This is a genomic window from Bradyrhizobium elkanii USDA 76, from assembly GCF_023278185.1.
Taxonomy (GTDB): Bacteria; Pseudomonadota; Alphaproteobacteria; order Rhizobiales; family Xanthobacteraceae; genus Bradyrhizobium; species Bradyrhizobium elkanii.
Map to the genome: position 1 here is coordinate 4587592 of NZ_CP066356.1, position 24647 is coordinate 4612238.

The 24647-nt window shown below is 64.3% G+C and carries 23 protein-coding genes; 19 read left to right on the forward strand and 4 right to left on the reverse strand.

Translation table 11 applies throughout. The features are described 5' to 3' along the window. Positions 1-3: 3 nt before the first annotated feature. Entirely contained in the window at positions 4-1041 is a 1038-nt protein-coding gene (locus JEY66_RS22285) for a sugar ABC transporter substrate-binding protein (RefSeq protein WP_016848453.1), read from the reverse strand. Between the two features lie 88 nt (positions 1042-1129). Then, the gene (locus tag JEY66_RS22290) at positions 1130-1555 is read right to left on the reverse strand and encodes a globin (RefSeq protein WP_016848452.1); all 426 of its coding nucleotides are present in this window, start codon (positions 1553-1555) and stop codon (positions 1130-1132) included. A gap of 457 nt (positions 1556-2012) precedes the next feature. On the opposite strand from JEY66_RS22290, the gene JEY66_RS22295 reads away from it, so the two are divergent. From JEY66_RS22295 to JEY66_RS22340, 10 genes are all read left to right on the forward strand, one after another. Continuing rightward, entirely contained in the window at positions 2013-2384 is a 372-nt protein-coding gene (locus JEY66_RS22295; protein WP_016848451.1) for a DUF2946 domain-containing protein, read from the forward strand. Positions 2385-2466: 82 nt separating this feature from the next. Beyond that, positions 2467-4875, forward strand: coding sequence for a TonB-dependent receptor family protein (locus JEY66_RS22300; RefSeq protein WP_018271847.1), 2409 nt, complete (start codon positions 2467-2469; stop codon positions 4873-4875). An 11-nt stretch (positions 4876-4886) separates the two neighbouring features. After that, the gene (locus tag JEY66_RS22305; protein ID WP_018271846.1) at positions 4887-6113 is read left to right on the forward strand and encodes a sialidase family protein; all 1227 of its coding nucleotides are present in this window, start codon (positions 4887-4889) and stop codon (positions 6111-6113) included. Then, a complete protein-coding gene (locus tag JEY66_RS22310; RefSeq protein ID WP_016840538.1) occupies positions 6110-6607 on the forward strand; it encodes a TlpA family protein disulfide reductase in 498 nt (165 codons plus the stop codon). Before JEY66_RS22305 ends, JEY66_RS22310 begins: the two co-directional genes overlap by 4 nt. A 35-nt stretch (positions 6608-6642) precedes the next feature. Next, on the forward strand, positions 6643-7170 hold the full coding sequence (locus JEY66_RS22315; RefSeq protein ID WP_016840539.1) for a copper chaperone PCu(A)C: 528 nt from the start codon (positions 6643-6645) through the stop codon (positions 7168-7170). Between the two features lie 7 nt (positions 7171-7177). Further along, positions 7178-7705, forward strand: coding sequence for a YcnI family protein (locus tag JEY66_RS22320; protein WP_016840540.1), 528 nt, complete (start codon positions 7178-7180; stop codon positions 7703-7705). A 3-nt stretch (positions 7706-7708) separates the two neighbouring features. Then, positions 7709-9271, forward strand: a complete 1563-nt coding sequence (locus tag JEY66_RS22325) for a copper resistance CopC/CopD family protein (RefSeq protein ID WP_018271845.1) — start codon at positions 7709-7711, stop codon at positions 9269-9271. A gap of 164 nt (positions 9272-9435) precedes the next feature. After that, positions 9436-10755: a proline--tRNA ligase gene (gene proS / locus JEY66_RS22330; RefSeq protein ID WP_016840543.1), complete on the forward strand. Its 1320-nt coding sequence runs from the start codon at positions 9436-9438 to the stop codon at positions 10753-10755. Positions 10756-10827: 72 nt separating this feature from the next. Next, positions 10828-12108, forward strand: a complete 1281-nt coding sequence (locus tag JEY66_RS22335) for a lipoprotein-releasing ABC transporter permease subunit (protein ID WP_016840544.1) — start codon at positions 10828-10830, stop codon at positions 12106-12108. A 9-nt stretch (positions 12109-12117) separates the two neighbouring features. Further along, entirely contained in the window at positions 12118-12816 is a 699-nt protein-coding gene (locus JEY66_RS22340) for an ABC transporter ATP-binding protein (RefSeq protein ID WP_016840545.1), read from the forward strand. A gap of 111 nt (positions 12817-12927) precedes the next feature. Here the strand turns inward: JEY66_RS22340 and JEY66_RS22345 are convergent, their stop codons facing one another. Beyond that, positions 12928-13209, reverse strand: coding sequence for a DUF3551 domain-containing protein (locus tag JEY66_RS22345; protein WP_075968965.1), 282 nt, complete (start codon positions 13207-13209; stop codon positions 12928-12930). Positions 13210-13328: 119 nt separating this feature from the next. Further along, complete coding sequence (locus JEY66_RS22350; protein ID WP_244620830.1) at positions 13329-13625, reverse strand: DUF3551 domain-containing protein; 297 nt, start codon at positions 13623-13625, stop codon at positions 13329-13331. A gap of 292 nt (positions 13626-13917) precedes the next feature. Here JEY66_RS22350 and JEY66_RS22355 point away from each other — a divergent pair, with 292 nt between their 5' ends. From JEY66_RS22355 to JEY66_RS22395, 9 genes are all read left to right on the forward strand, one after another. Continuing rightward, complete coding sequence (locus JEY66_RS22355) at positions 13918-14652, forward strand: outer membrane protein (protein WP_016840548.1); 735 nt, start codon at positions 13918-13920, stop codon at positions 14650-14652. 180 nt (positions 14653-14832) lie between these two features. Beyond that, positions 14833-15036, forward strand: a complete 204-nt coding sequence (locus JEY66_RS22360) for a GDCCVxC domain-containing (seleno)protein (RefSeq protein ID WP_075968968.1) — start codon at positions 14833-14835, stop codon at positions 15034-15036. An 800-nt stretch (positions 15037-15836) separates the two neighbouring features. After that, complete coding sequence (gene dnaE / locus JEY66_RS22365; protein WP_018271843.1) at positions 15837-19361, forward strand: DNA polymerase III subunit alpha; 3525 nt, start codon at positions 15837-15839, stop codon at positions 19359-19361. A gap of 217 nt (positions 19362-19578) precedes the next feature. Then, positions 19579-20571 carry a 30S ribosomal protein S2 gene (locus tag JEY66_RS22370; protein ID WP_016846252.1) on the forward strand — a complete coding sequence of 331 codons (993 nt, stop codon included), beginning with the start codon at positions 19579-19581 and terminating at the stop codon, positions 20569-20571. A 127-nt stretch (positions 20572-20698) separates the two neighbouring features. Beyond that, positions 20699-21622, forward strand: a complete 924-nt coding sequence (gene tsf / locus JEY66_RS22375; protein WP_018271842.1) for a translation elongation factor Ts — start codon at positions 20699-20701, stop codon at positions 21620-21622. Positions 21623-21692: 70 nt separating this feature from the next. Further along, positions 21693-22409, forward strand: coding sequence for a UMP kinase (gene pyrH, locus JEY66_RS22380; protein WP_016844335.1), 717 nt, complete (start codon positions 21693-21695; stop codon positions 22407-22409). Positions 22410-22459: 50 nt separating this feature from the next. Further along, positions 22460-23023, forward strand: a complete 564-nt coding sequence (gene frr, locus JEY66_RS22385) for a ribosome recycling factor (protein ID WP_016844334.1) — start codon at positions 22460-22462, stop codon at positions 23021-23023. 20 nt (positions 23024-23043) lie between these two features. Then, a complete protein-coding gene (locus JEY66_RS22390) occupies positions 23044-23802 on the forward strand; it encodes an isoprenyl transferase (protein ID WP_026192815.1) in 759 nt (252 codons plus the stop codon). Beyond that, positions 23799-24647 carry a phosphatidate cytidylyltransferase gene (locus JEY66_RS22395; protein WP_016841821.1) on the forward strand — a complete coding sequence of 283 codons (849 nt, stop codon included), beginning with the start codon at positions 23799-23801 and terminating at the stop codon, positions 24645-24647. Before JEY66_RS22390 ends, JEY66_RS22395 begins: the two co-directional genes overlap by 4 nt.

A 24647-nucleotide genomic window follows, 5' to 3' on the forward strand; every position in this document is an offset into this window, starting at 1 on the left:
CGCTCAGATCAGGAAGTGATCCTCCATCCATTGCATGCCGGCGGCGTTGGCCTTGGTCACGACGGGACCATCGGTCACGACGTTCTTCGGAATGCCCTGGCCGCTCTTTTCGCCGCCGACCACGGCGGCGACGCCCGCGACGATCGCGCCGCCATGGATGCGGCAGGACGGATTGCGGACGGTCGCGAACATGCGGCCTTCGCTGACCGCCTGGATCGCCGGCGGCATGGCGTCGACGCCGCCGATCAGGATGTTGGTGCGGTTGCGCGCCTTCATGATGTTGTAGGCGGCGAGCGCCATGTCGTCATTGTGGAAGAAGGCGGCGTCGATCTGCGAATATTTGGTCAGATAGGTTTCCCAGAGCCGGGCGGTCTTGGAGACGTCCCAGTCGGCGGGCTGGGTGTCCAGCACCTCGATGTTCGGGAACTGCTTGATGACCGAGTTGAAGCCCTTGGCGCGGCCCTGCGCGCCGGTGTGGCCGAGCGCGCCCTGGGTCATGATGACCTTGCCCTTGCCGCCGATCGCGTTGCACAGCGCCTGCGTCACCGAGGCGCCCATGAACTCGTTGTCGGGCGCGAGGAACGAGTGGACGTTAATTTGATCGAGAGGAGCAATAAGCGTGTCCATGTCGATCACGGGAGTGCCGGCGTCGATCATCTTCTGCACCGGCTGGGTCAGCGTGCCGATGCCGAACGCCTGGATCGCGACGAAGTCCCATTTCTGCGACGCCATGTTGTCGATCGCGGCGCGCTGCTTGACGGCATCGAGCTGGCCGTCGAACCAGGTCACTTCGACGTTGAACAGCTTGCCCCAGAACTCGGCGGCCTGCTTGCCCTGCGCGCACCACGTCGCCTGCAGTCCGGCGTTGGAGAACGCCGCCTTCAGCGGCTTTTCCGAGCGTCCCATTTCGGCGGCGAGCGCGGACGTCGTCATGCCCATTCCGCCGAACAGGCCGGCCGCAGCTCCACCTGCCGCCGCCATCTGCAGAAGGTCGCGCCGCGTCGTCGACGCCTTGTCCATCCCCTTGTCGGTCCCTGGCATTGCTTGCTCCCTCTTCGTTTTTCTGACCGTCGGCGTCAATTGCACGCGCCGCGGATAAAGCGAGTGTGTCACAATCGGAACGGTGACGCTACGGCCTCTCGTCCACGAGATGTTTCTGCTGCAGCACGATGGCTTCGATGTCGCCGAGCAGCGTGTGCCACGCAGCATCGATCTCCGCAGTCCACTGCTCGCCGAGAATGTCGCGCAAGCTGTCGGCAATCATCGCGAAGAATGCCACGAACAGTTCGCGCGGCGTGCCGTAGGCGTCGTGCGAGAACACCTCCGATTCGATCAGGCGAAAATGTCCGCGGCGCTCGCCCGCGAAATCGAGGATGGCTTCGATCGTCAGCTGCAGCATCGCGCCTTTCACAGGCTCGCTGCCTTCGGTGCGAAACATCGCCTGCGTCTCAGGATGTTCGCGAAACAGGCGGCGATACACGAACGGTGTCAGATCATCGCAAGCCGCTGCTGCGAGCTCAAAGCTGCGTTCGATCGGATTCGAGGATGGAGTCATAGCGGATTGCGATCATCACATAAAAAAAGAGCAGGGCTGAAAGCCCTGCTCCAAAAATTGTGTCGACCCTATTTGCCCCAAAAATTCGATTTGATCTTGATTGATGGGGTGACGCTGCTTATGCGCGTCGGGCTCCTCCCGAGACTTGGACCACCAGGACACACCTCGCGGCTGGCCTGAGCCCGAATTGGTAGACTATCTTTCCAGGCTTGTCATCATTTTCGGCAACGATTGTTCAATTTTCGAGCAATTTGCGAAATGATTGGGATGGCGCCACCGGCGGTTGTGACGGGAGATGTAAAACACGTGACAGGGTAAGGGGATACGACTGGTTTCGGAGCCGCCGTGACGCAAGTGCCACGCTCGGCTATTTCCGCCGGCTGGAAGAAACCGGACGCGTCGGCGATCTCGACTTCCGGTGCTCATGGTGGTTAGTTCCGTCCCGGATGGTTTTGCAATGCGCCGGCGGCTGAAGAATTTTCTGCCCATCGTCCTGGTTGCCCTGCTGGTGCAGATTCTTGCACCGATCGGGGCCTGCTGGGCGGCGAACCTTGCCGCGTCCGATCCGCTCGCGGCCGCCACCATCTGCCACGGCGATGCCGGCTCCCGAGCCGGGCAGGGTGACCAGACCAGTCACGACGCCCATGACGGCTGCTGCTCGGCGTGCAGCGTGCTGCAGACCGGTGCGCCCGTTGATAGCCCGCAAGTTGCGGCCCAGGCCGTCGTACGCCTGCCGAGCCGGATCGCCTGGCTTGATTTCGCCTCCGAGTTCGATCGTTCGCGCGCCGGCCTCTCGGCGCAAGCCCGCGCGCCGCCGCTGTCTTCCTGACGACCTTGTCGCTGCCGGTGCGTCCCGCGCCGGCAAGTGCCCTTGAGCAAGCCGGCCGAAGCGCCGGCGTCAGGATTCATCCATGTTTCGCTATCATCCGCTGGAAGCGGCAAGCGTGCTCGCGCTGGGCGCGACGCTCTGCGCATCGCCGTCCGCTGCCGAAGCCCAGGCGCCCAGCACAGAGCTACCCTCTGTCACCGTCGAGGCGCCCCGGACGGCGGTGCGCGCCAAACCGGCGGCGCCGAAGCCGCGCGTTCGTGCGGCATCCGTCCAGCGGCCTCCGAAGCCGGCGACAGCGCCGGCCGCGACGGCGGCCCCGGCGGGCGGCGCGAGGCCGGGGGAGACGCTTGCCGCGACCCGCGACGGTTTGAACCGGGCGCCCACGGGCCAGACGCAGACGACCATCGACCGCAGCCAGTTCGACAACCGACCGGCGTTCTCCGTCGCCGATGTGCTGCGGGACAGTCCGGGCATCTCGATCAAGCAGGGCAACGGCCCGCGTGATTTCGGCATCTCGATCCGCGGGTCGAATGCGCGCAACGGCTTCGGCATCCGCAATCTCGTCGTCTTCGACGACGGTTTCCCGGTGACCCAGCCGGACGGCCTGTCGCGCAGCGACCTGATCGATCCGCATGCCTATGGCGCCATCGACGTGGTTCGCGGGCCGTCATCGGCGCTCTACGGCAATTACGCGACCGGCGGCGCGCTGAATTTCCGGACCCGGCCGGGCGGCACGATCGACGGCGTCGAGTATGGCGTCGACGGTGGCAGCTTCGGTTACCTCAACAACTATCTCGCCGCGGGCAAGAAGGTCGGCAATTTCGAGGGCTCGCTGTTCGCGAGCGACGCGCGCGGCGACGGCTACATCGGCAACAGCTGGTTCAACACCCAGACCGTCAATTTCCTCGGCACGCTGCAGGTCACGCCGGACGATCGCTTCACGGTGAAGCTGATCAATAACGACCTGACGACGCGCCTGCCGATCCGCTCCTCGCTGAACCAGTTCTACCAGAACCCGTTCCAGCAGGGTTGCACGACCGGCGCGACGGCCGCGCCGGGATGCGCGACCGTGACGTTGTTCAACAACGGATTCAACGCGGCGGCAGGAACCGACAAAGAGACTGCGGTTCAGGCGGGCCTCGGGCGCGACGACCGCCGTACCATCGTCGGCGGCCGCTGGGAGCACGACTTCGACAACCAGACCACCTGGCGCAACCAGTTCGTCTTCGACGACCGCAACATCAACCAGCCGACGGGATCGACGAGCGCGATCGGCGACTTCCCGTCCTACAACTACATGAGCGACGTCGTCAGACGCGGCGATGTGTTCGGGCTGGATTCGACGACCTATTTCGGCGGCTTCTACAATACGCTCACCGCGTCGAGCGATACGCGCAATGTGATGCCGGGGGGAAATGCGACGCTCGGAAGCCTGTCGAGCAATTTGCTCAGCACGACGACGAATTACGGCGTTCGTGCGCGGGAGGAATTGAAGCTCACGTCGGCGCTGACGGCCGTTGCCGGCATTGGCTGGGAGGCCACCAGTCTGACGGGGCGGAACACCGCCTATAGCTACGCCGGCGCGGCCGGAACCACGACCACGGCGGTCACGACCGCCGATCGGCAATTCCAGAATACCGCGCCCGAGCTCGCATTGCTCTACCGGCTGAACAGCGAGTGGCAGTTCCGCGGGCGGGTGGCTACCGGATATGGCACGCCGCAGGTCGGCAATTTGTTCGTCCTGCCGAGCGGCGCCTCGGGCAACAACACCCAGCTGCGGACGCAGAAGAATCTCGGCTACGACGTCGGCGCCGACTGGACACCGAACAACGCGCTCAAAGTCAGCGTCACCGGCTTCTACGAGTTCTTCAAGGACGAGCTCGTTTCCCAGGCTACGCCGCTTGCGGGCATCTCCTACACGTTCAACGCGCCGCGCTCGGAGCATCGCGGCGTCGAACTGGCCGCCGACTGGAAATTCCTGCCGGGCTGGCGGTTCTCGGCGGCCTACACCTATCTCGACGAGGTCTACACGGAATATGTCGAAAGCATCACGAACGGAGCGGTGTTCAGTTTCAATCGCGCCGGCAACAAGATCCCCGGCATCTCACCGAACGAGCTCACGGCGCGGTTGGGCTACGACCAGTTGTCGGGTCCGTTGCAGGGACTTGGCGGGTTCGTCGAAGTCCAGCGGAAGGACAGCTTCTACATGGACAACGCCAACCTCTTGAAGGCGCCGGGCTATGAGCTGGTCAATCTCAACCTGCACTACAAGACCGATCTCGTCTCGGATTATTTCAAGGCGCTGAACCTGTACATCGAGGTGAGGAACGTCTTCGACCGGACCTACGTGGCGTCGGCGAACAACATCTCAAATTCGGTGACCGCGGCAGGCATTCAAAATCCCGCGAGCGTACTGGCAAACTCGACCAACTCGATCTATGCCGGATCGCCGCGCGCCTTCGTGGCGGGCATGAAGATTGCGTTCAAATGAGGAGCGCATCAATGACCTATCGCAAACCGGTCGCCCTGACGCTGCTTGCAACGCTCATGCTCGCGGCCTTGCCGAGCCTTGCCGTCGCACAGATGAGCCATCAGCACGCCTCCGAAGCGGCCTGCGAAGAGACGGCCCTGCGCTGCGCGACCAAGGTCACGCCCGCCTTTGGGCGGGATGGGACATTGTGGTTGGCGTGGATGGCCGGCGGCCAGATCTCCGTCGCGAACTCGAAAGACCAGGGCAAGAGCTTTTCCACACCGGTGCAGGTCACCCGGGAGCGGCTCAATCTCGATTGGGGACCGGATGCGCGGCCGAAGCTTGCGATCGATGCCAAGGGCAACATCGCTGTGGCCTTCTCGATCTTCCGCGATCAGAATTTCAACGGTCAGGTGCTGACCACGCGATCGACCGATGGCGGGCGCAGCTTCGATGCGCCGAAGGCCATCACCACGAACAATGAGAGCCAGCGGTTCGAGGCGATCGGCTTCGATCCTGCGGGGGCGGTGTTTGCCGCGTGGCTCGACAAGCGCAACCGCGTGCCGGCGCAGCAGCGTGGCCAGAAATATGACGGTGCCGGATTGTTTTTCGCGTCATCGAAAGATGGCGGAGCAACCTATTCCGACGCTCGGCTCGTCGCCGACAACACCTGCGAATGCTGCCGCCTCGCTTTGGCGTTCGACGGCGCGGGCCACCCGGTGGTCGTGTTCCGGAACATCTTTGAGGGCGGCGTGCGCGACCATGCGATCGTGACGTTCTCCGACCTGGCTACGCCCGGCGAGATACATCGGGTGAGCCGCGACGACTGGCAGATCGCGGCCTGTCCGCATCACGGTCCGGGCCTAACCGTATCGCCCGAAGGAACGTACCATGTGACGTGGTACACCAACGGCAAGGCGCGCAAGGGATTGTTCTATGCGCGCTCGCGCGACGGCGGCAAAACCTTCTCTGATCCGCTTCCGGTCGGTCAGCCGAACCGCAGCCCGTCTAGGCCACAGATTATCGCGGGGCCGCAGGGGCTCGTGATGGCCTGGAAGGAATTCGACGGGCAGAAGACGACAATCGACCTCATGACGTCGCACGACGATGGAGCGACATGGTCGAAGCCAACGGTGATCGCGGATACCGCCGACAGTTCCGACCATCCGCTGCTCGTCTCGGACAGCCGGCAGACCTATCTGTCGTGGATGACGAAGGCCGACGGCTACCATTTTCAAGCGATCGAGGGCGAACCATGAAGCGTCATTTGCTCGCTGCGCTGATCCTGCTCGCAACGCTGCCGACTGCACTGGCGGCGGGAGAGGGCGCGCCAAAGCCGTTCGAACGCGGCAGCTGGCAAAAGCTGCTGCATGCGCATGCAGGTCATCCGACCCTGGTGCACTTCTGGGGAGTGACCTGTGGACCATGCAAGGTCGAGCTGCCGCAGCTTGGCCAGTTCATGAAGGATCATCCCGGAATCGATGTCGTCACGATCAGCGCGGATCTGGTTCCCAACCTTCCGGAAGCGACGCGATCGATGCTGGATCGCGCCGGCCTCGGCGCGGCCGAAAACTGGATTTTCGACGACGGCTTTGCCGAGCGGTTGAGATTTGAGATCGATCCGGGCTGGCAAGGCGATATCCCGCGAACCATGCTGATTTCCCGGGATGGAACGATCACGACGATCGAAGGGTCGGCCGAAATCGCCGATCTGGACAAATGGTCCAGCGCCCAGTCGGCAGCAACCAGATGACACTTGAATTTCAACTTGAAAGGAAATCCGTCGCCATGAAGACATTCCACCGCATCCTTGCCTTCGCAGCGCTGACCGCTGCACTCGTGTCGGCGTCCGCACGCGCCGAGGACGTCAAGGCCGGCGACCTCGTGATCACGCAGGCCTGGACGCGCGCAACGCCGAACGGCGCCAAGATCGGCGGCGGCTATCTGACGATCGAGAACAAGGGGACGACGCCCGACCGGCTGGTGTCAGGCTCCGGCGATGTTGCCGGCAAGATCGAAGTCCACGAGATGTCGATGGACAATGGTGTGATGAAGATGCGTGCGCTCGACAAGGGTCTGACCATCGAGCCCGGCAAGACCGTGAAGCTCGCGCCGGGCGGCTATCACCTGATGATGTTCGACCTGAAGAATCCGCTGAAGCAGGGCGACAAGGTGCCGGTCACGCTCGAGTTCGAAAAGGCCGGCAAGGTCTCGGTCTCGCTGGACGTGCAGGCCGTCGGCGCGCAGGCGCCGGGCGGCGGCGGTCATTCCGGCCACGGCGACCATTCCGGTCACATGGACATGAAGAAGATGTGAGCGAGCCATGCGATCACAGACGCTCCTCATTGCCACGGCGGCGCTGCTCGCAGCGCAGCCGGCGATCGCGCATATCACGCTCGAAGGAAAGCAGGCGGCGGTCGGATCGTATTACAAGGCGGTGTTCGCCGTGCCGCATGGCTGCGCGGGCTCGGCGACGATCAAGGTCCGGGTGCAGATTCCGGAGGGCGTGATCGGAGTGAAGCCGATGCCGAAGGCGGGCTGGGCTCTCGATACGGTCACCGGCAAATACGCCGCCCAATACGACTATCACGGCGCCAAGCTTTCCGAGGGCGTCAAGGAAGTCGCCTGGAGCGGTGGCAAGCTTGCGGACCAGAACTACGACGAGTTCGTGATGCAGACGTTTCTCACCGATACCCTGAAGCCCAACACCAAGTTGTACTTTCCGGTCGTGCAGGAGTGCGAGCAGGGCGTCAGCCGCTGGATCGATATCCCAGCCGACGGGCAGGGCGGCGGGCACGACCATGGCAGCAAGACACCGGCGCCCGGCGTCAAGCTGCTGCCGAAGTCGTAACCGATGCGGCTGGTCGCAAACCTCGCAGCGCTGCTCGTGGCGTTGTGTCTTGCGACCTCGGCCCATGCGCATGCCGTCCTGGTCGGCGCCGAACCGGCCGACGGCAGTGTGGTGGCTGAAGCACCCAGGACGGTGGTGCTCCGCTTCAACGAAGCGGTGGCGCCGACGGCGGTCAGCCTGCTCGACGCCGCGGGCAAGCCGCGCGACGTCGCGATCCGCGCCGTCGACCAGTCGGTGATGGTGACACTGCCGGCGAGCCTGCCACAGGGCACGCAGGTGGTCAGCTATCGCGTGGTGTCGCAGGATGGCCATCCGGTCGCGGGCTCGCTGCTGTTTTCGATCGGCGTCGTCACCGGCTCGGCGGCGCCGTCAAGCGACGGCATGCTCCATGTGTTGATCTGGCTGGCGCGGCTCGGGCTCTATCTGGGTCTGTTTGCCGGCGTCGGCGGGATGTTCTTTGCGGCCTGGATCGCGCAGGGCCCGGCCGGCGAGCGGCTGATCATGTGGTCGCTGAAGATCGGCCTTGTCGGCGCGATCGCGTCGTTTGGACTGCAGGGCGTTGACCTGTTGAACCTGCCGCTCTCGGGCATCGTGACGTGGGCGGCATGGGCCAGCGCCGCCGGCACCAGCCTGTTTCCCGCGCTGCTGCTCGCGATCGCCGCGATGCTGATCGCGGCGATCGCCTGGCGCAGCCCGTCGTTTGGTGCTGCCTTCACCCGCACCGCGATCGCAATGATCTGTGTCGGGCTGTCGTTTGCGGTCAGCGGCCATGCCGCCACCGCCTCGCCGCAATGGCTGACGCGAGCCGCGCTGTTCATCCATGGCGTGGGCGTGGCGTTCTGGATGGGCGCGCTCGCGCCGTTGGCGGTGCTTGCCTGGCAGCGCAAGGATTCGCTGCTGCGGGTGCTGCGGCATTTTTCGACGCTCGCGGTACCGGTTGTCGCCTTGATCGCCTTGTCGGGCCTCGCCCTCGCGATCGTCCAGCTCGAAAGTTTTCACGCGCTGATCGACACCGGGTACGGCAACATCCTTGTTGCGAAACTGGTGCTGGTGGTGGTGCTGCTCGGGCTCGCTGCGCTGAACCGGTTGGTGTTCACGCCGGCCATCGCGCGCGAGTTTCATCGGACACGGCCGCTGCAGCGCTCGATCGCGCTCGAATTCGTGCTGATGATTGCCATTCTCGGCCTCGTCGCATTATGGCGCTTCACGCCGCCGCCGCGCGTGCTGGCGATGTCGAGCGATGTTCCGCTCGCGGTCCACATCCACACCGATGCCGCGATGTTCCAGGTCCTGATTGCGCCGGGCAAGGTCGGGCCGAATGACTTCGTGCTGCAGCTGATGAACGGCGATGCCAGCCCGTTTGCGGCCAAGAAGGCGACGCTGACGCTGAGCCTGCCCGAGCGCGGCATCGAACCGATGGAACGCGCCGCCGCGCGCGGTGCCGACGGCTATTGGCACGTGCGCAAGGTGCCGCTGCCGGTCCCGGGCCGCTGGCACATGCAGATCGACGCCCTGGTGACCGATTTCAAGAAAGTGACGCTGGAAGACGATTTCGAGGTCAGGTAAAGCCGCGGTCGGCGCGCTCGGCACTTCGACGGCGAGCAATTCGTTCAAATGGCCGAAAATCGCCTGATTTGAAGGGTTTTTCTTATTTGGCGGCCTTGTGTTTTCACAGCCGATCCGGTTTCACTGCAGCTCTTCCTACGCTTTCCTGATTCCCGAGTAACGCCATGCGATTGTCGCGGTTTTTCCTGCCCATCCTGAAAGAAAACCCGAAAGAGGCGGAGATCGTCTCGCATCGGCTGATGCTGCGCGCGGGCATGATGCGGCAGGAGGCCGCCGGCATCTATGCCTGGCTGCCGCTCGGCTTCCGGGTGTTGAAGAAGATCGAGCAGATCGTTCGCGAGGAACAGGACCGCGCCGGCGCGCTCGAACTCTTGATGCCGACGCTGCAGCTCGCCGATCTCTGGCGCGAAAGCGGCCGCTACGACGCCTATGGTCCGGAGATGCTGCGCATCCTCGATCGTCACAAGCGCGAGCTGTTGTACGGGCCGACCAACGAGGAAATGATCACGGAGATTTTCCGCTCCTACATCAAGTCCTACAAGAACCTGCCGCTCAACCTCTACCACATCCAGTGGAAGTTCCGCGACGAGCAGCGGCCACGGTTCGGCGTGATGCGCGGCCGCGAATTCCTGATGAAGGACGCCTATTCGTTCGACCTCGACGAGGCCGGCGCGCGGCGCTCCTACAACAAGATGTTCGTGGCCTATTTGCGTACCTTTGCCCGGATGGGCCTGAAGGCGATCCCGATGCGGGCCGAGACCGGTCCGATCGGCGGCGACCTCAGCCACGAATTCATCGTGCTCGCGGAGACCGGCGAGTCCGGCGTCTACATCAACCGCGATGTGCTGGACCTGCCGGTGCCGGGCGAGGACGTCGATTATGACGGTGATCTGACGCCGATCATCAAGCAGTGGACTTCGGTCTATGCCGCGACCGAGGACGTCCACGAAGCTGCGCGCTTCGAACGGGAAGTGCCCGAGGCTAAGCGGCTGAACACGCGCGGCATCGAGGTCGGCCAGATCTTCTATTTCGGCACCAAATATTCCGACACCATGAAGGCGATGGTGGCCGGTCCCGACGGCGTCGACGTGCCGATCCATGGCGGCTCCTACGGCGTCGGCGTGTCGCGTCTGGTCGGCGCGATCATCGAAGCGTGTCATGATGACGCCGGCATCAAATGGCCCGAGGCCGTCGCGCCGTTCCGCGCTGCGATCCTCAATCTCAAGCAGGGCGATGCCGCGGTCGATGGCGCCTGCGAGCAGCTCTATCGCGAGCTCTCGGCGAAGGGCGTCGACGTGCTCTACGACGACACCGACCAGCGTGCCGGCGCCAAGTTCGCCGCGGCCGATCTGATCGGCATCCCGTGGCAGATTCTCGTCGGACCCAAGGGGCTTGCGGACGGCAAGGTCGAAGTGAAGCGTCGCAGCGACGGCTCACGCGACAACATGAGCCCCGCCGACGTGGTCGCGAAGCTCGCGGGTTAAAGTTTATTCACGCCGCGCTGATCGGCGGGGTAATCCGGCCACATTTGGCCCGAATCATGGGATTATCGACAGATGGATGAGACCATGAGCGAGCCAGTCCGTACCCCGCCCTTTGCGCCATTCGAATGGCTGCTGTCCGGACGCTATCTGCGCGCGCGCCGCAAGGAAGGGTTCATTTCGGTTATCGCCGGCTTTTCGTTCCTCGGCATCATGCTCGGCGTCGCCACGCTGATCGTGGTGATGGCGGTCATGAACGGCTTCCGCAAGGAATTGCTGGACAAGATCCTCGGCCTCAACGGACATATTCTGGTGCAGCCGCTGGAATCGCCGCTGACCGACTGGAAGGATGTCGCCGACCGCATCAGCCAGGTGCAGGGCATCCGTCTCGCCGCCCCGGTGGTCGACGGGCAGGGGCTCGGCTCATCGCCGTTCAACGCCGCCGGCGTCTTCATCCGCGGCATCCGCGCCGACGATCTCAACAACCTCACCTCGATCGCCAAGAACATCAAACAAGGCTCGCTCGAGGGCTTTGACGAGGGGCAGGGCGTCGCGATCGGTCGCCGACTCGCCGACCAGCTTTCGCTGCATGCCGGCGACATGATCACGCTGGTCTCGCCGAAGGGCGCGGTGACGCCGATGGGCACCACGCCGCGCATCAAGCCCTACAAGATCACTGCGGTGTTCGAGATCGGCATGTCGGAATATGATTCGACCTTCGTGTTCATGCCGCTGGCCGAGGCGCAGGCCTATTTCAACCGCAACAACGACGTGTCCTCGATCGAGGTGTTCACCACCAATCCGGACAAGATCGAAACCTATCGCAAGCTGGTGACCGAGGCGGCCGGCCGGCCGGTGTTCCTGGTCGACTGGCGGCAGCGCAATTCGACCTTCTTCAACGCGCTGCAGGTCGAACGCAACGTGATGTTCCTGATCCTGACCATGATCGTGCTGGTCGCGGCGCTCAATATCGTCTCGGGACTGATCATGCTGGTGAAGGACAAGGGCCAGGACATCGCGATCCTGCGGACCATTGGCGCCTCGCAGGGTTCGATCATGCGGATATTCCTGATCACCGGCGCATCGATCGGCGTCGTCGGCACGCTGGTCGGTCTCCTGGTCGGCTTGCTGATCTGCTTCAACATCGAAACCATCAGGCAATTCCTGTCGTGGCTCACCAACACGGAATTGTTCGATCCCACGCTGTATTTCCTGTCGAAGCTGCCTGCTGAAATCGATTTTGGCGAGACGCTCGCCGTCGTGATCATGGCGCTGACGCTGTCCTTCCTTGCGACGCTCTACCCGTCGTGGCGCGCCGCGCGCCTCGATCCGGTCGACGCGCTCCGGTACGAATAAGGAGCGCACATGGCGGAGGGGGCGGAAGACACACCGGTCGTCTATCTTCATGACATCAAGCGGGAATACCGGCAGGGCGAAGCGACGCTGACGGTCCTGAACGGCGCCAATCTCGCGCTGTGGCCCGGTCAATCGGTGGCGCTGGTGGCGCCGTCGGGATCCGGCAAGTCGACATTGCTGCACATCGCGGGCCTGCTGGAGACCCCCGATGACGGCGAAGTCTATGTCGCGGGCACGCCGACCTCGCAGATGTCCGACGTCGACCGCACCCAGATTCGCCGTTCCGATATCGGCTTCGTCTATCAATCGCACCGGCTGCTGCCGGAGTTCTCGGCGCTCGAAAACGTCATGCTGCCGCAGATGATTCGCGGCCTCAAACGCTCCGAAACCGTGAAACGGTCGACCGAGATTCTCTCCTATCTCGGGCTCGGCGACCGCATTACTCATCGTCCGGCCGAGCTCTCGGGCGGCGAGCAGCAGCGTGTCGCGATCGCGCGCGCGGTTGCCAACGCGCCCCGGGTGCTGTTCGCGGACGAGCCGACCGGCAATCTCGATCCCGGCACCGCCGACCACGTCTTCAACGCGCTGATGCAACTCGTGAAGGCGACCCGGGTCGCGATGCTGATCGCGACTCACAATCTGGATCTTGCCGCGCGAATGGATCGCCGGGTGTCGCTGTCGAACGGACAGGTTGTCGAGCTCGAATAGTGCGCCGTCGCGTGAACTGGCTAGCGGTGCGCGTGAAGAAATCGCGTTAAGGCGAAGAATTCGGAGCCTTTTTCCGCTTCGCTTCGATCGGAACGAAACAGGTTCTGGCTCTCAATAAGTGGGGCGAGGCCGTCTGCCAGATGCTCTCGGCCGACCGTCGATCGACGGTCCGGCATAATAGGGATTGTTGATGCAGATCGCCGCCAGGCCGGACGCCGAGGCCTGGCACTGCGCGATCGACCTGTAGCCACAGTCGGTATCCTCACCGCCCCATCGGTAGTTGGTTTTGCAGACCGGCGAGGTCGAGTCGTATTTCTGGGCGCTGGCTGGTGTCGGCGCGACGGCACCCAGGGCCAAAAGTGCCGGCAAGAGTGCCAGAAGCAAACTGCGCATCAGAAATCTCCTCGTCGGTCGGGCGCCGGCAATGCTGATACCGAGCGCGCGCGAATAGGCACCCGCGCGCAGCGCTGGATCAACTCACATTCGCGCGCTGGTGTTTGCCGGATCGGGCGTCAGTGGATGAACAGGTCGAAGAAATTGCCCTCACGGCGGTCCCGCGGGGACACGTGAAGAGAGGAGCGCGGGTCGTTGTCGCCTGCATAATAGGGGTTGGCGACGCAGTTCTGCCCGATGCCCGAAGCGGTGGCCAGGCACGCCTCATACGACGGATAGGAGCAGTTGCTCAGGCCGGGATAGCGGTCGCCCTGAATGCAGAACGGGTAACGCACGCCGACGCCATGCGCGGGCGCAGTCCCCAGCGTTGCGAGTGCGGCCACTGACGCTGCAGCAGCAAGAATCATCGTCCGCATGTGCATTCCTTCTGCTGGGAAGATTCGACCTTGGCGACGATCCAAATCGGACAAGCCGGTTCCGGTCAACACGATCTTGCGCGCAGCTGCGGAGGCGGCCCTGAATTGTGAAGATTGTGCGGCAGTTATGTGGCAAAACTCCAAGAAGCGCCCGTAACACAGTATTAACTTCAAATTTGAGCGAAGTCGTTTGGCCCTGCCTGTTGCCGCGAAGTTACAGCAATTCCGCCGGGGGCTGCTATGACGGTGTCTCGCGGCCTTGGGGGCCTGTAGAAAAAGTTGGAACGGGAAAATGAAAAAGATTTTGCTTGTCACCGCCAGCATGCTCGCGCTCAGCGCGACTGCTGCCTCCGCGGCTGACCTCGCGGCTCGCCCTTACACCAAGGCTCCGCCGCCCATGGTTGCCGCTGTTTATGATTGGACTGGCTTCTACATCGGTATCAACGGTGGTTGGGGCCAGAGCCACGACAACCGTTCGGTCGACGGCTTCGGCGGCGTCGGAAGCTACGACGCCAACGGCGGCACCGTCGGTGGCCAGATCGGCTACCGCTGGCAGGCCGGCGGCTGGGTGTTCGGTCTGGAAGCTCAGGGCAACTGGGCTGACTTCTCCGGCAGCACCGGCAATCTGGTCGTCCCGGGCGGCATCGTTCGCTCGAAGACCGATGCGTTCGGCCTGTTCACCGGTCAGATCGGCTACGCCTGGAACAACGTCCTGCTGTACGCCAAGGGCGGTGCTGCGGTCACCGATCGCAACTTCCAGTTCCTCAACGCGGCCGGCAATCTGGCCTCCCAGACCGGCTTCGACACCCGTTGGAGCCCGACGGTGGGCGTTGGCCTCGAATTCGCCTTCTCGCAGGGCTGGTCGCTCGGCGTCGAGTACAACCACATCTTCGAAGACACCCATGGCGCGACCTTCGTGACCCCGGCTGGTGTTGCCGTGACCGGCTTCCACACCGGTGGCGACACCGACATGGTCCTCGGCCGTCTGAACTACAAGTTCGGTGGCCCGGTCATCGCGAAGTACTGATCGCTCGCTTAATTCAAGCGGCATCGAAAACCCCGGGCTTCGGCCCGGGGTTTTTTGTTGGCCTGGCGGCCACGAGCAGGGGATGGGCTCTGCTCGTCAGCTCCGGGATTCGGGGCAGACTTGATTGGGCGGGGGTTTCCAACCGAACGGTCAACGCCGCATATTCGGGGCATGACGGACCTGCAGCTGATCTCCGAACTGACGTGCCCATCCTGCGGCCATGTCTCCATCGAGACGATGCCGACCGACGCCTGCCGGTTCTTCTACGATTGCAAGGGCTGCGGCACTCGCCTGAAACCGAAAGCAGGAGATTGCTGCGTGTTTTGCTCCTTCGGAACGGTCCCGTGCCCGCCCAAGCAGGCGGGGAATTGTTGCGGTAACTAGCTCCCCGGAGCCTCCGACCAGCTCGCTATCCGGATCGGCGGCGAGACGTTGGCCGGTCAGGAATTAACCGCAGAGGTTGGGGTCTCTGGGGCGTTTAGAGGTCATTTTTGCGCCGCAACGATTCGGACGATCTCATCGTCATCGGTGGTCAAGTAACCAAAGGCCATCCATCCAGCGCACATGCCGAAAATGATCAAGGCAGTTTTTAGCCAGTGGTTCATGGAGCAAGTATGCACCCTGTGCCAGCCAATTTCCATCCCGGCCGACAGCCACAATCAAACTGACCCACTACCCAAGCAACGCTGGCAGCCCAGTTTGAGAAGTGAATCGGCACGTCCTACGCTGAGCGCAGCAACGCTTCAAACTATCGAGTCGCTGCCACTTCCTGCCACGATTAACCAAGGGAATTCTTTCGGGGTCAGTTTTCAAACTGACCTACTACCGTTGCTTGACTCCTAGAACAAAAAAGGAACAATGTTCTGCATACGTTCCAGTTCAGGGAGAGCGGCCATGTTGAAGATTTTCGTGCAGGAAGCTGCAGCGCTGGCATCGATCACGCTGTTCGTCGGGATGATCGCGGTGTGGGCCCAGCTGATCACCCAATTCTGAAAATGCGCGCGCGGGGCCAGGGGCATGGCTTGCCCTTGGGGAAAAGCGGGAGGACTTGCCGCCGCGCCGCGTTCGGCGTGGACTTGGCAGGGTTCAGGCCCCACGATGGGATTGCGAGTCGGGTCTGACGCTTTCGAGTTCCGGCCCTGGCGCTCGCTCCATCCCTGACTCAAGAGCTTCCGTAAGCAGCCATGCCGAATGCCGGATTCGTTCATCTTCACGTTCATTCCGCCTATTCGCTGCTGAAGGGCTCGATCAAGATCGCCAAGCTGGGCGAGCTCGCGAAGGCCGACCGCCAGCCGGCGCTGGCGCTGACCGATACCGACAACATGTTCGGGGCGCTAGAATTCTCCGACAAGATGGCCGGCTACGGCATCCAGCCGATCGTCGGCTGCGAGCTGGCGGTGGATTTCGGCGACGTCGATCCGAACACGCGGAGCATCCTAGCGACGACGGGCCCGGCGCGAATCGTGCTGCTGGCGGCGCGCGAGCGCGGCTACCGCAGCCTGATGCGGCTGAACTCGCGGGCGTTCCTGGAGACGCCGGTCAACCAGACCCCGCACATCAAGTTCGATTGGCTCACCGACGACGCCGAGGACCTGATCGCGCTGACCGGCGGCCCCGACGGGCCGATCGCGCTGGCACTCCGGGCCGAACAGGCGGCGCTGGCGACCACCCGCTGCGAGCGCCTGGCCAGCCTGTTCGGCGACCGCCTCTACATCGAATTGCAGCGCCACGGCGCCGACAAGGAACGCCGCACCGAGGGCGGCCTGATCGATCTCGCCTACAGCAAGGGCCTGCCGCTGGTCGCGACCAACGAGCCGTATTTCGCCAGCAATGACGACTACGAATCGCATGACGCGCTGCTCTGCATCGCCGGCGGCCACCTGATCGCCGAGACCAACCGCGAGCAACTGACCCCGGATCACCGTTTCAAGACCCGTGCGGAGATGGCGGTGCTGTTCGCCGACATCCCGGAGGCGCTGGCCTCGACGGTGGAGATCGCCGAGCGCTGCTCGTTCCGGCCGAAGACCCGCAAGCCGATCCTGCCGTTCTTCACGGTCGGTGCCGCCGCCAGCGCCGATGCCGCCGCCGACGAGGCCGCCGAGCTGAAGCGCCAGGCCGAGGAGGGGCTGGCGAATCGCCTGCGGGTGCACGGTCTCTCGCCGGGAATGACCGAGGAGGACTACAGCAAGCGGCTCGCCTTCGAGCTCGACGTCATCACCCGCATGAAATATGCGGGCTACTTCCTGATCGTCTCCGACTTCATCAAATGGGCGAAGGCGCAGGGCATTCCGGTCGGGCCGGGCCGCGGCTCCGGCGCGGGCTCGCTGGTCGCCTGGGTGCTCACCATCACCGACCTCGATCCGATGCGGTTTGCGCTGCTGTTCGAGCGCTTCCTCAATCCCGAGCGCGTCTCGATGCCGGACTTCGACATCGACTTCTGCCAGGACCGCCGCGGCGAGGTGATCCAGTACGTGCAGGAGCGCTACGGCCGCGACCAGGTGGCGCAGATCATCACCTTCGGTACGCTGCAGGCGCGCGGCGTGCTGCGCGACGTCGGGCGCGTGCTGCAGATGCCCTATGGGCAGGTCGACAAGCTGACCAAGCTGGTGCCGCAGAATCCCGCAGCACCGGTGACGCTGGCGCAGGCGATCGAGGGCGAGCCGAAGCTGCAGGCGTTCCGCGACGAGGATCCGGTGGTGGCGCGTGCGTTCGATATCGCGCAGCGCCTCGAAGGTCTGACGCGCCATGCCTCGACCCATGCCGCCGGCATCGTGATCGGCGACCGGCCGCTGAGCGAGCTGGTGCCGCTCTACCGCGATCCGAAATCCGACATGCCGGTGACCCAGTTCAACATGAAATGGGTCGAGCCCGCGGGCCTCGTGAAGTTCGACTTCCTCGGCCTGAAGACGCTGACCGTGCTCGACGTCGCGGTGAAGCTGCTCAAGCAGCGCGACGTCGATGTCGATCTCGCGACGCTGCCGATCGACGATGCGCCGAGCTATCAGATGCTGGCGCGGGGCGATGTCGTCGGCGTGTTCCAGGTGGAAAGCCAGGGCATGCGGCGCGCGCTGATCGACATGCGGCCGGACCGCTTCGAGGACATCATCGCGCTGGTGGCGCTGTATCGCCCGGGCCCGATGGCGAACATCCCGACCTATTGCGCGCGCAAGCACGGCGACGAGGAATCGGAATATCTGCATCCGATCCTGGAGCCGATCCTGAAGGAGACCTTCGGCGTCATCATCTATCAGGAACAGGTGATGCAAATCGCGCAGCAGATGGCGGGCTACTCGCTCGGCCAGGCCGACCTGCTGCGCCGCGCGATGGGCAAGAAGATCCGCGCCGAGATGGACAAGCAGCGCGACATCTTCGTCGCCGGTGCGATGAAGAACGGCGTGGCGAAGGGCCAGGCCGAGACGATCTTCGAGCTGCTCGCCAAGTTCGCCGACTACGGCTTCAACAAGAGCCACGCGGCCGCCTATGCGCTGGTGTCGTACCACACCGCCTATATGAAGGCGCATTACCCGGTCGAGTTCCTGGCGGCGTCGATGACGCTCGAACTCAACAACACCGACAAGCTCTCCGAATTTCGTTCCGAGGCGCAGCGGCTCGGCATCAAGGTCGAGGCGCCCAACATCAATCGCTCCGGCGCGACCTTCGAGGTCAGCGACAACACGATCTACTACGCGCTCGCGGCGCTGAAGGGCGTCGGCATCCAGGCGGTCGAGCAGATCATCGAGGAGCGCAACAGGAAGGGCGTCTTCACCTCGCTCGCCGATTTCGCAGCAAGGGTGAGCCCGCGCGCCGTCAACAAGCGGATCATCGAGAGCCTTGCGGCGGCCGGCGCTTTCGACACGCTGGAGCCGAACCGCGCGCGCGTCTTCGCCGGTGCCGATGCGATCCTCGCCGCGTGCCAGCGCAGCCACGAGGCGGCGACCTCGGGCCAGAACGACATGTTCGGCGGCGCGGCGGATGCGCCGAGCATCATGTTGCCGCAGATCGAGCCGTGGCTGCCCGCGGACCGGCTGCGGCGCGAATACGACGCCATCGGCTTCTTCCTGTCGGGCCATCCGCTCGACGATTACGCGACCGCGCTGAAGCGGCTGCGCGTGCAATCCTGGGCGGAATTCTCGCGCGCGGTGAAGACCGGCGCCACCGCCGGCAAGGTCGCGGCTACCGTGGTGTCGCGCATGGAACGGCGCACCAAGACCGGCAACAAGATGGGCATCATGGGCCTGTCGGACCCGACCGGCCATTTCGAGGCGGTGCTGTTCTCGGAGGGCCTTGCGCAGTACCGCGACGTGCTCGAGCCGGGGGCGGCCGTGCTGTTGCAGCTCGGCGCCGAACTGCAGGGCGAGGACGTGCGGGCGAGGGTGCTGCACGCCGAGCCGCTGGATCACGCCGCCGCCAAGACCCAGAAGGGCCTGCGCATCTTCGTGCGCGACACCAAGCCGCTGGATTCGATCGCCCGCCGCCTCAACATGCCGGAAGCCGCGCCCGCCCCGGGCGGCCCCGCAAAGGCACCGGCCGTGAAGCCGGCCGCCGCGCCGCCACCGGCGGCAGGGGCCGATGGCGACGTCTCGCTGGTGATGATGCTGGACCTCGAAACCGAGGTGGAGATGAAGCTGCCCGGCCGCTACAAGGTCTCGCCGCAGATTGCCGGTGCGATCAAGGCGGTGGCGGGCGTGGTCGACGTGCAGACCCTCTAAAGGGGGACTTCGGGCGCCGAACAGGTCCGTTTCGGTACGATTTGGGCTCGGCCGTCCGCTGTAACCGGCCGTATTTCCTTGCTTCTCGCGCAAATCGCGCTATATAGCGCGCCATCTCACACGGAAACATGGCTCTCAAGGCCGTCCGGTGGCAACCGGGCCATTCAGGCGCGTTTGCTCACACGTTTCCGGAGGAACCAACCGGAGAATTGGATCTATGTCGCTGCCCGAATTCAACATGCGTCAGCTTTTGGAAGCTGGCGTTCACTTTGGCCACCAGGCCCACCGCTGGAATCCGAAGATGCAGGATTACATCTTCGGCGCCCGCAATAATATCCACATCATCGACCTCGCGCAGACCGTGCCGATGCTGCACCGTGCGCTGCAGGCGGTCAGCGATACCGTCGCCAAGGGCGGCCGCATCCTGTTCGTCGGCACCAAGCGCTCGGCCCAGGACGGCGTTGCCGACGCCGCGAAGCGTTCGGCGCAGTACTTCGTCAACTCGCGCTGGCTCGGCGGCACGCTGACCAACTGGAAGACGATCTCGGCCTCGATCAAGCGCCTGCGTCACCTCGACGACGTGCTGTCGTCGGGCGAAGCCAACTCCTACACCAAGAAGGAGCGGCTGACGCTGCAGCGCGAGCGCGACAAGCTCGACCGTTCGCTCGGCGGCATCAAGGACATGGGCGGTCTTCCCGACATGATCTTCGTGATCGACACCAACAAGGAAGACATCGCGATCCAGGAAGCCCAGCGGCTCAACATTCCGGTCGCCGCGATTGTCGACACCAATTCGGACCCGAAGGGCATCACCTATGTGGTGCCGGGCAATGACGACGCCGGCCGCGCGATCTCGCTGTATTGCGACCTCGTGGCGCGCGCCGCCATCGACGGCATCTCGCGCGCTCAGGGCGAGTCGGGAATCGACATCGGTGCGTCGGCGACGCCCGTGCAGGAAGACCTTCCGGCGGCTGCGCCGTCCGGCTTCCAGGGCCTCGCCGGCCCGCGCGGCACCGCCGACAACCTCAAGAAGCTCACCGGCGTGTCCGGTGCGATCGAGAAGAAGCTCAACGACCTCGGCATCTTCCACTACTGGCAGCTCGCCGAGCTCGATCACGACACCGCGCACAAGATCGGCGAAGAAGTCGGTCTGCCGAGCCGTGCCGACGCCTGGGTCGCCCAGGCCAAGACGCTCGCCGAAGCGGAATAAAGGTTGCGCGGCGTGGCCGGGTTTCGCCCGGCCGCCGCTTCTATTCCACGAACAACGATCTCCCTGTCGCAGACGGCGGCGCCATCGGGCGCCGCGGTTTCTGTACAGGCAAGAAGGGCATTGAACGATGGCAACGATCACAGCAGCGATGGTCAAGGAGCTCCGCGAGTCGACCGGCGCGGGCATGATGGATTGCAAGGCGGCGCTGACCGAGAACAACGGCGACATGCAGGAAGCGCAGGATTGGCTGCGCAAGAAGGGCCTCTCCAAGGCCGCCAAGAAGGCCGGCCGCGTGGCGGCCGAGGGCCTGATCGGCGCGCTGACCTCCGGCACCAAGGGCGTGCTGGTCGAGGTCAACTCCGAGACCGACTTCGTTGCGCGCAATGAGCAGTTCCAGGGCCTGGTCAAGATGATCGCCCAGGTCGCGCTGCACAACGGCGCCGACGTCGAGAAGATCAAGGCGGCGAAGGTCGGCGATGTCACCGTCGAGACCGCGATCTCCGACGCGATCGCGACCATCGGCGAGAACATGACGCTGCGCCGCGCCGCCTCGCTCGAGGTGAGCAAGGGCGTGGTGTCGAGCTATGTCCACAACGCGGTCGTCGAGGGCGCCGGCAAGATCGGCGTGATCGTGGCGCTGGAGTCCGCCGGCAAGGCCGATGAGCTCGCAGTGCTCGGCCGCCAGCTCGCCATGCACGTGGCGGCGGCGAAGCCGCTGGCGCTCGACCCGGCCGGGCTCGATCCGGAGACCGTCAAGCGCGAGAAGGACGTGCTGGCCGACAAGTACCGCCAGCAGGGCAAGCCGGAGAACGTCATCGAGAAGATCGTCGATTCCGGCCTGAAGACCTACTACAAGGAAGTCTGCCTGCTCGATCAGGCCTTCATCCACGACAGCGGCAAGTCCGTTGCCCAGGCGGTGAAGGAAGCTGAGGGTAAGGTCGGCGGGCCGATCAAAATCGCTGGCTTTGTGAACTATGCTCTCGGTGAGGGAATCGAGAAGCAGGAAAGCGACTTCGCCGCCGAAGTCGCGGCCGCCAGCGGCAAGAAGTAACCGCTGACACCAGGGCCTCCGGCGCTTTGCGCCGGAAGCCTGCCTGCGCGGATAAGAAAGCGATCGCATCATGGCTGAGCCGATCTATCGTCGCGTGGTGATCAAGCTTTCCGGCGAATATCTGGCCGGCTCCCACGGGTTCGGTATCGATCAACCGACGGTCGATCGCGTCGCCGACGACCTGATTGCGGCCCGCAAGCTCGGCATCGAGGTCGCCGTCGTGATCGGCGGCGGCAACATCGTCCGCGGCGTCGAGGTGTCCTCGCGCGGCGTCTCCCGGCCGACCGGCGACACCATGGGCATGCTTGCCACCATGATGAACTGCCTCGCGCTGGAGGCGGCGATCGAGCGCAAGGGAACCCCGGCGCAGACCCTGTCGGCATTCGTGATGCCGGAGATTTCCGAGCTGTTCACCCGTAGTGCAACGCACAAATATCTTGCCGAGGGACGCATCGTCCTGCTCGGCGGTGGAACCGGCAACCCGTTCTTCACCACCGACACCACCGCCGTGCTCCGCGCGGCCGAAATCGGCGCGCAGGCGGTGCTGAAGGCCACCAATGTCGACGGCGTCTACAGCGCCGATCCGAAGAAGGACCCCAAAGCCAAGCGCTTCGACCGCCTGACCCATTCGCAGGCGATCGAGGGCGGCTACAAGGTCATGGACGCGACCGCTTTCGCGCTTGCCCGCGAGACGTCGCTGCCTATCATCGTGTTCTCGATCGCGGAGCCCGGTTCGATCGGTGCGATTCTGCGCGGTACCGGACACGGCACGGTCGTCGCCGGCTGATGCCGCGCCTCCGGGCGTCGACAGCCGGTTTCTAGGGAAGGGAGAACGTCATGGCCGCACCTGGTTTTGACATCAACGACGTGAAGCGCCGCATGCAGGGCGCCACACAATCGCTCAAGCACGAGCTCGGCGGTCTGCGCACCGGCCGTGCCGCGGCCTCCATGTTGGAGCCGGTCCAGGTCGAGGCTTACGGCTCGCATATGCCGCTCAACCAGGTTGCGACCATCAGCGTGCCCGAGCCGCGCCTGCTCTCGGTGCAGGTCTGGGACAAGACGATGGTGAAGGCGGTCGAAAAGGCGATCGTCGATTCCAATCTCGGCCTGTCGCCCGCGACCGAAGGGCAGGTGTTGCGCTTGCGGATTCCCGAGCTCAACGAGGAGCGCCGCAAGGAGCTCGTCAAGGTCGCGCACAAATACGCCGAAGCGGCCAAGGTCGCCGTGCGCCACGTGCGCCGCGACGGTCTCGACGTGATCAAGAAGCTCGAGAAGAATCACGAGATCTCCGAGGACGATCAGGAGCGCCTGTCGAACGAGGTGCAGAAGGCGACCGACGGCATGATCGCCGAAATCGATCAGCTGCTCGCTGCCAAGGAAAAGGAAATCCTGACGGTCTGAAGGCGCTACGGGAACAGCCGATGTCGAACGCCGCCGCCCCAGCAACTGACGGACCGGATCGCACCGGCAGTCCGTTGCATGTGGCCGTTATCATGGACGGCAACGGGCGCTGGGCCAAGTCGCGCGGCCTGCCGCGCGTCGAGGGCCACCGCCGCGGCGTCGAAGCGCTGCGCCGTGTGGTGCGCGCAGCCCATGAACTCGGCATCGTCTATCTCACCATCTTTTCCTTCAGCTCGGAGAACTGGTCGCGGCCGGCCAGCGAGATCGGCGATTTGTTCGGCCTGTTGCGCCGCTTCATCCGCAACGATCTGGCGACGCTGCACCGCGATGGGGTGCGGGTGCGCGTGATCGGCCAGCGTGACGGCCTCGACGCCGACATCTGCGCGCTGCTCAACGAAGCCGAGGAGCTGACCAGGAATAACGACAAGCTCAATCTCGTGGTCGCCTTCAACTACGGTTCGCGCGCGGAGATCGCTTCCGCAGCGCGGCGCCTTGCGCGCGAGGTCGCCGAAGGCAAGCGCGACGCCAACTCCATCGATGCCGACACGCTCGGGCAATATCTCGATGCGCCCGACATTCCGGATCCGGATCTGATCATCCGCACCAGCGGCGAGCAGCGTCTGTCCAACTTCCTGATGTGGCAGGCCGCCTATAGCGAGCTCGTGTTCGTGCCGATTCACTGGCCGGATTTCGACAAGGCGGCGCTCGAGGGCGCGATTGCGGAATACGGCAAGCGCGAGCGCCGGTTCGGCGGGCTCGCTGCGAAAACCGGATCGTGACCGAGGGCGAGGCCGCGCCGGCGGCAGCAAACGAACAGGGGTCGCGCAATCTCGCGATGCGCGTGATCGCGGCGCTGGTGCTGGCGCCGGTTGCGATCGCGCTGGCCTATATGGGTGGCGTCGCCTGGTCGCTCCTTGTGACATTGGCGGCGGCTGGATTGTTCGCGGAATGGCTTGTTGTCACCGGACTCGGACGCGAGCTCCGGATCCTGGTGCCCGGTGTGATCGCGTTGCTGCTCGCCGGACTGTGCCTGATGGCCGGCCGTATCGATGCGGCCCTGATCGTGCTCGCCGTCGGTGCGGTTGTTGTGGCACTGACGTCCGGCGCGCGGCGCAACTGGGCCATTGCGGGATTGCTCTATGCGGCAGCGGCCGAGATCGCATCGGTCCTGCTGCGTCTCGACACGGCGAAGGGCTTTGCCGCGCTGATGTTCGTGCTGCTGATCGTGTGGGTCACCGATATCGGCGGCTACTTCGCGGGCCGCAGCATCGGCGGGCCAAAGCTCTGGGTGCGGGTCAGCCCGAAGAAGACGTGGGCGGGTGCGGTTGGCGGCTTCGTGGCGAGCCTGCTGGTCGCGGCCGGCTTTGCCGCCTTCGAGATCGGCTCGACCGGTCCGCTCTTGATGCTCGGCGCCGTTTTGTCGGTGGTCTCGCAACTCGGCGATCTCTTCGAATCCGCGGTGAAGCGGCGGTTCGGCGTGAAGGATTCGAGTCACATCATTCCCGGTCACGGCGGCCTCCTGGACCGCCTGGACGGATTCGTCGCGGCCGTCATTGTGGCGGCGATTTTCGGCTTTCTCCGTGGTGGCGCCGATGGCGTCGGGCGCGGTCTTATGGTTTGGTGA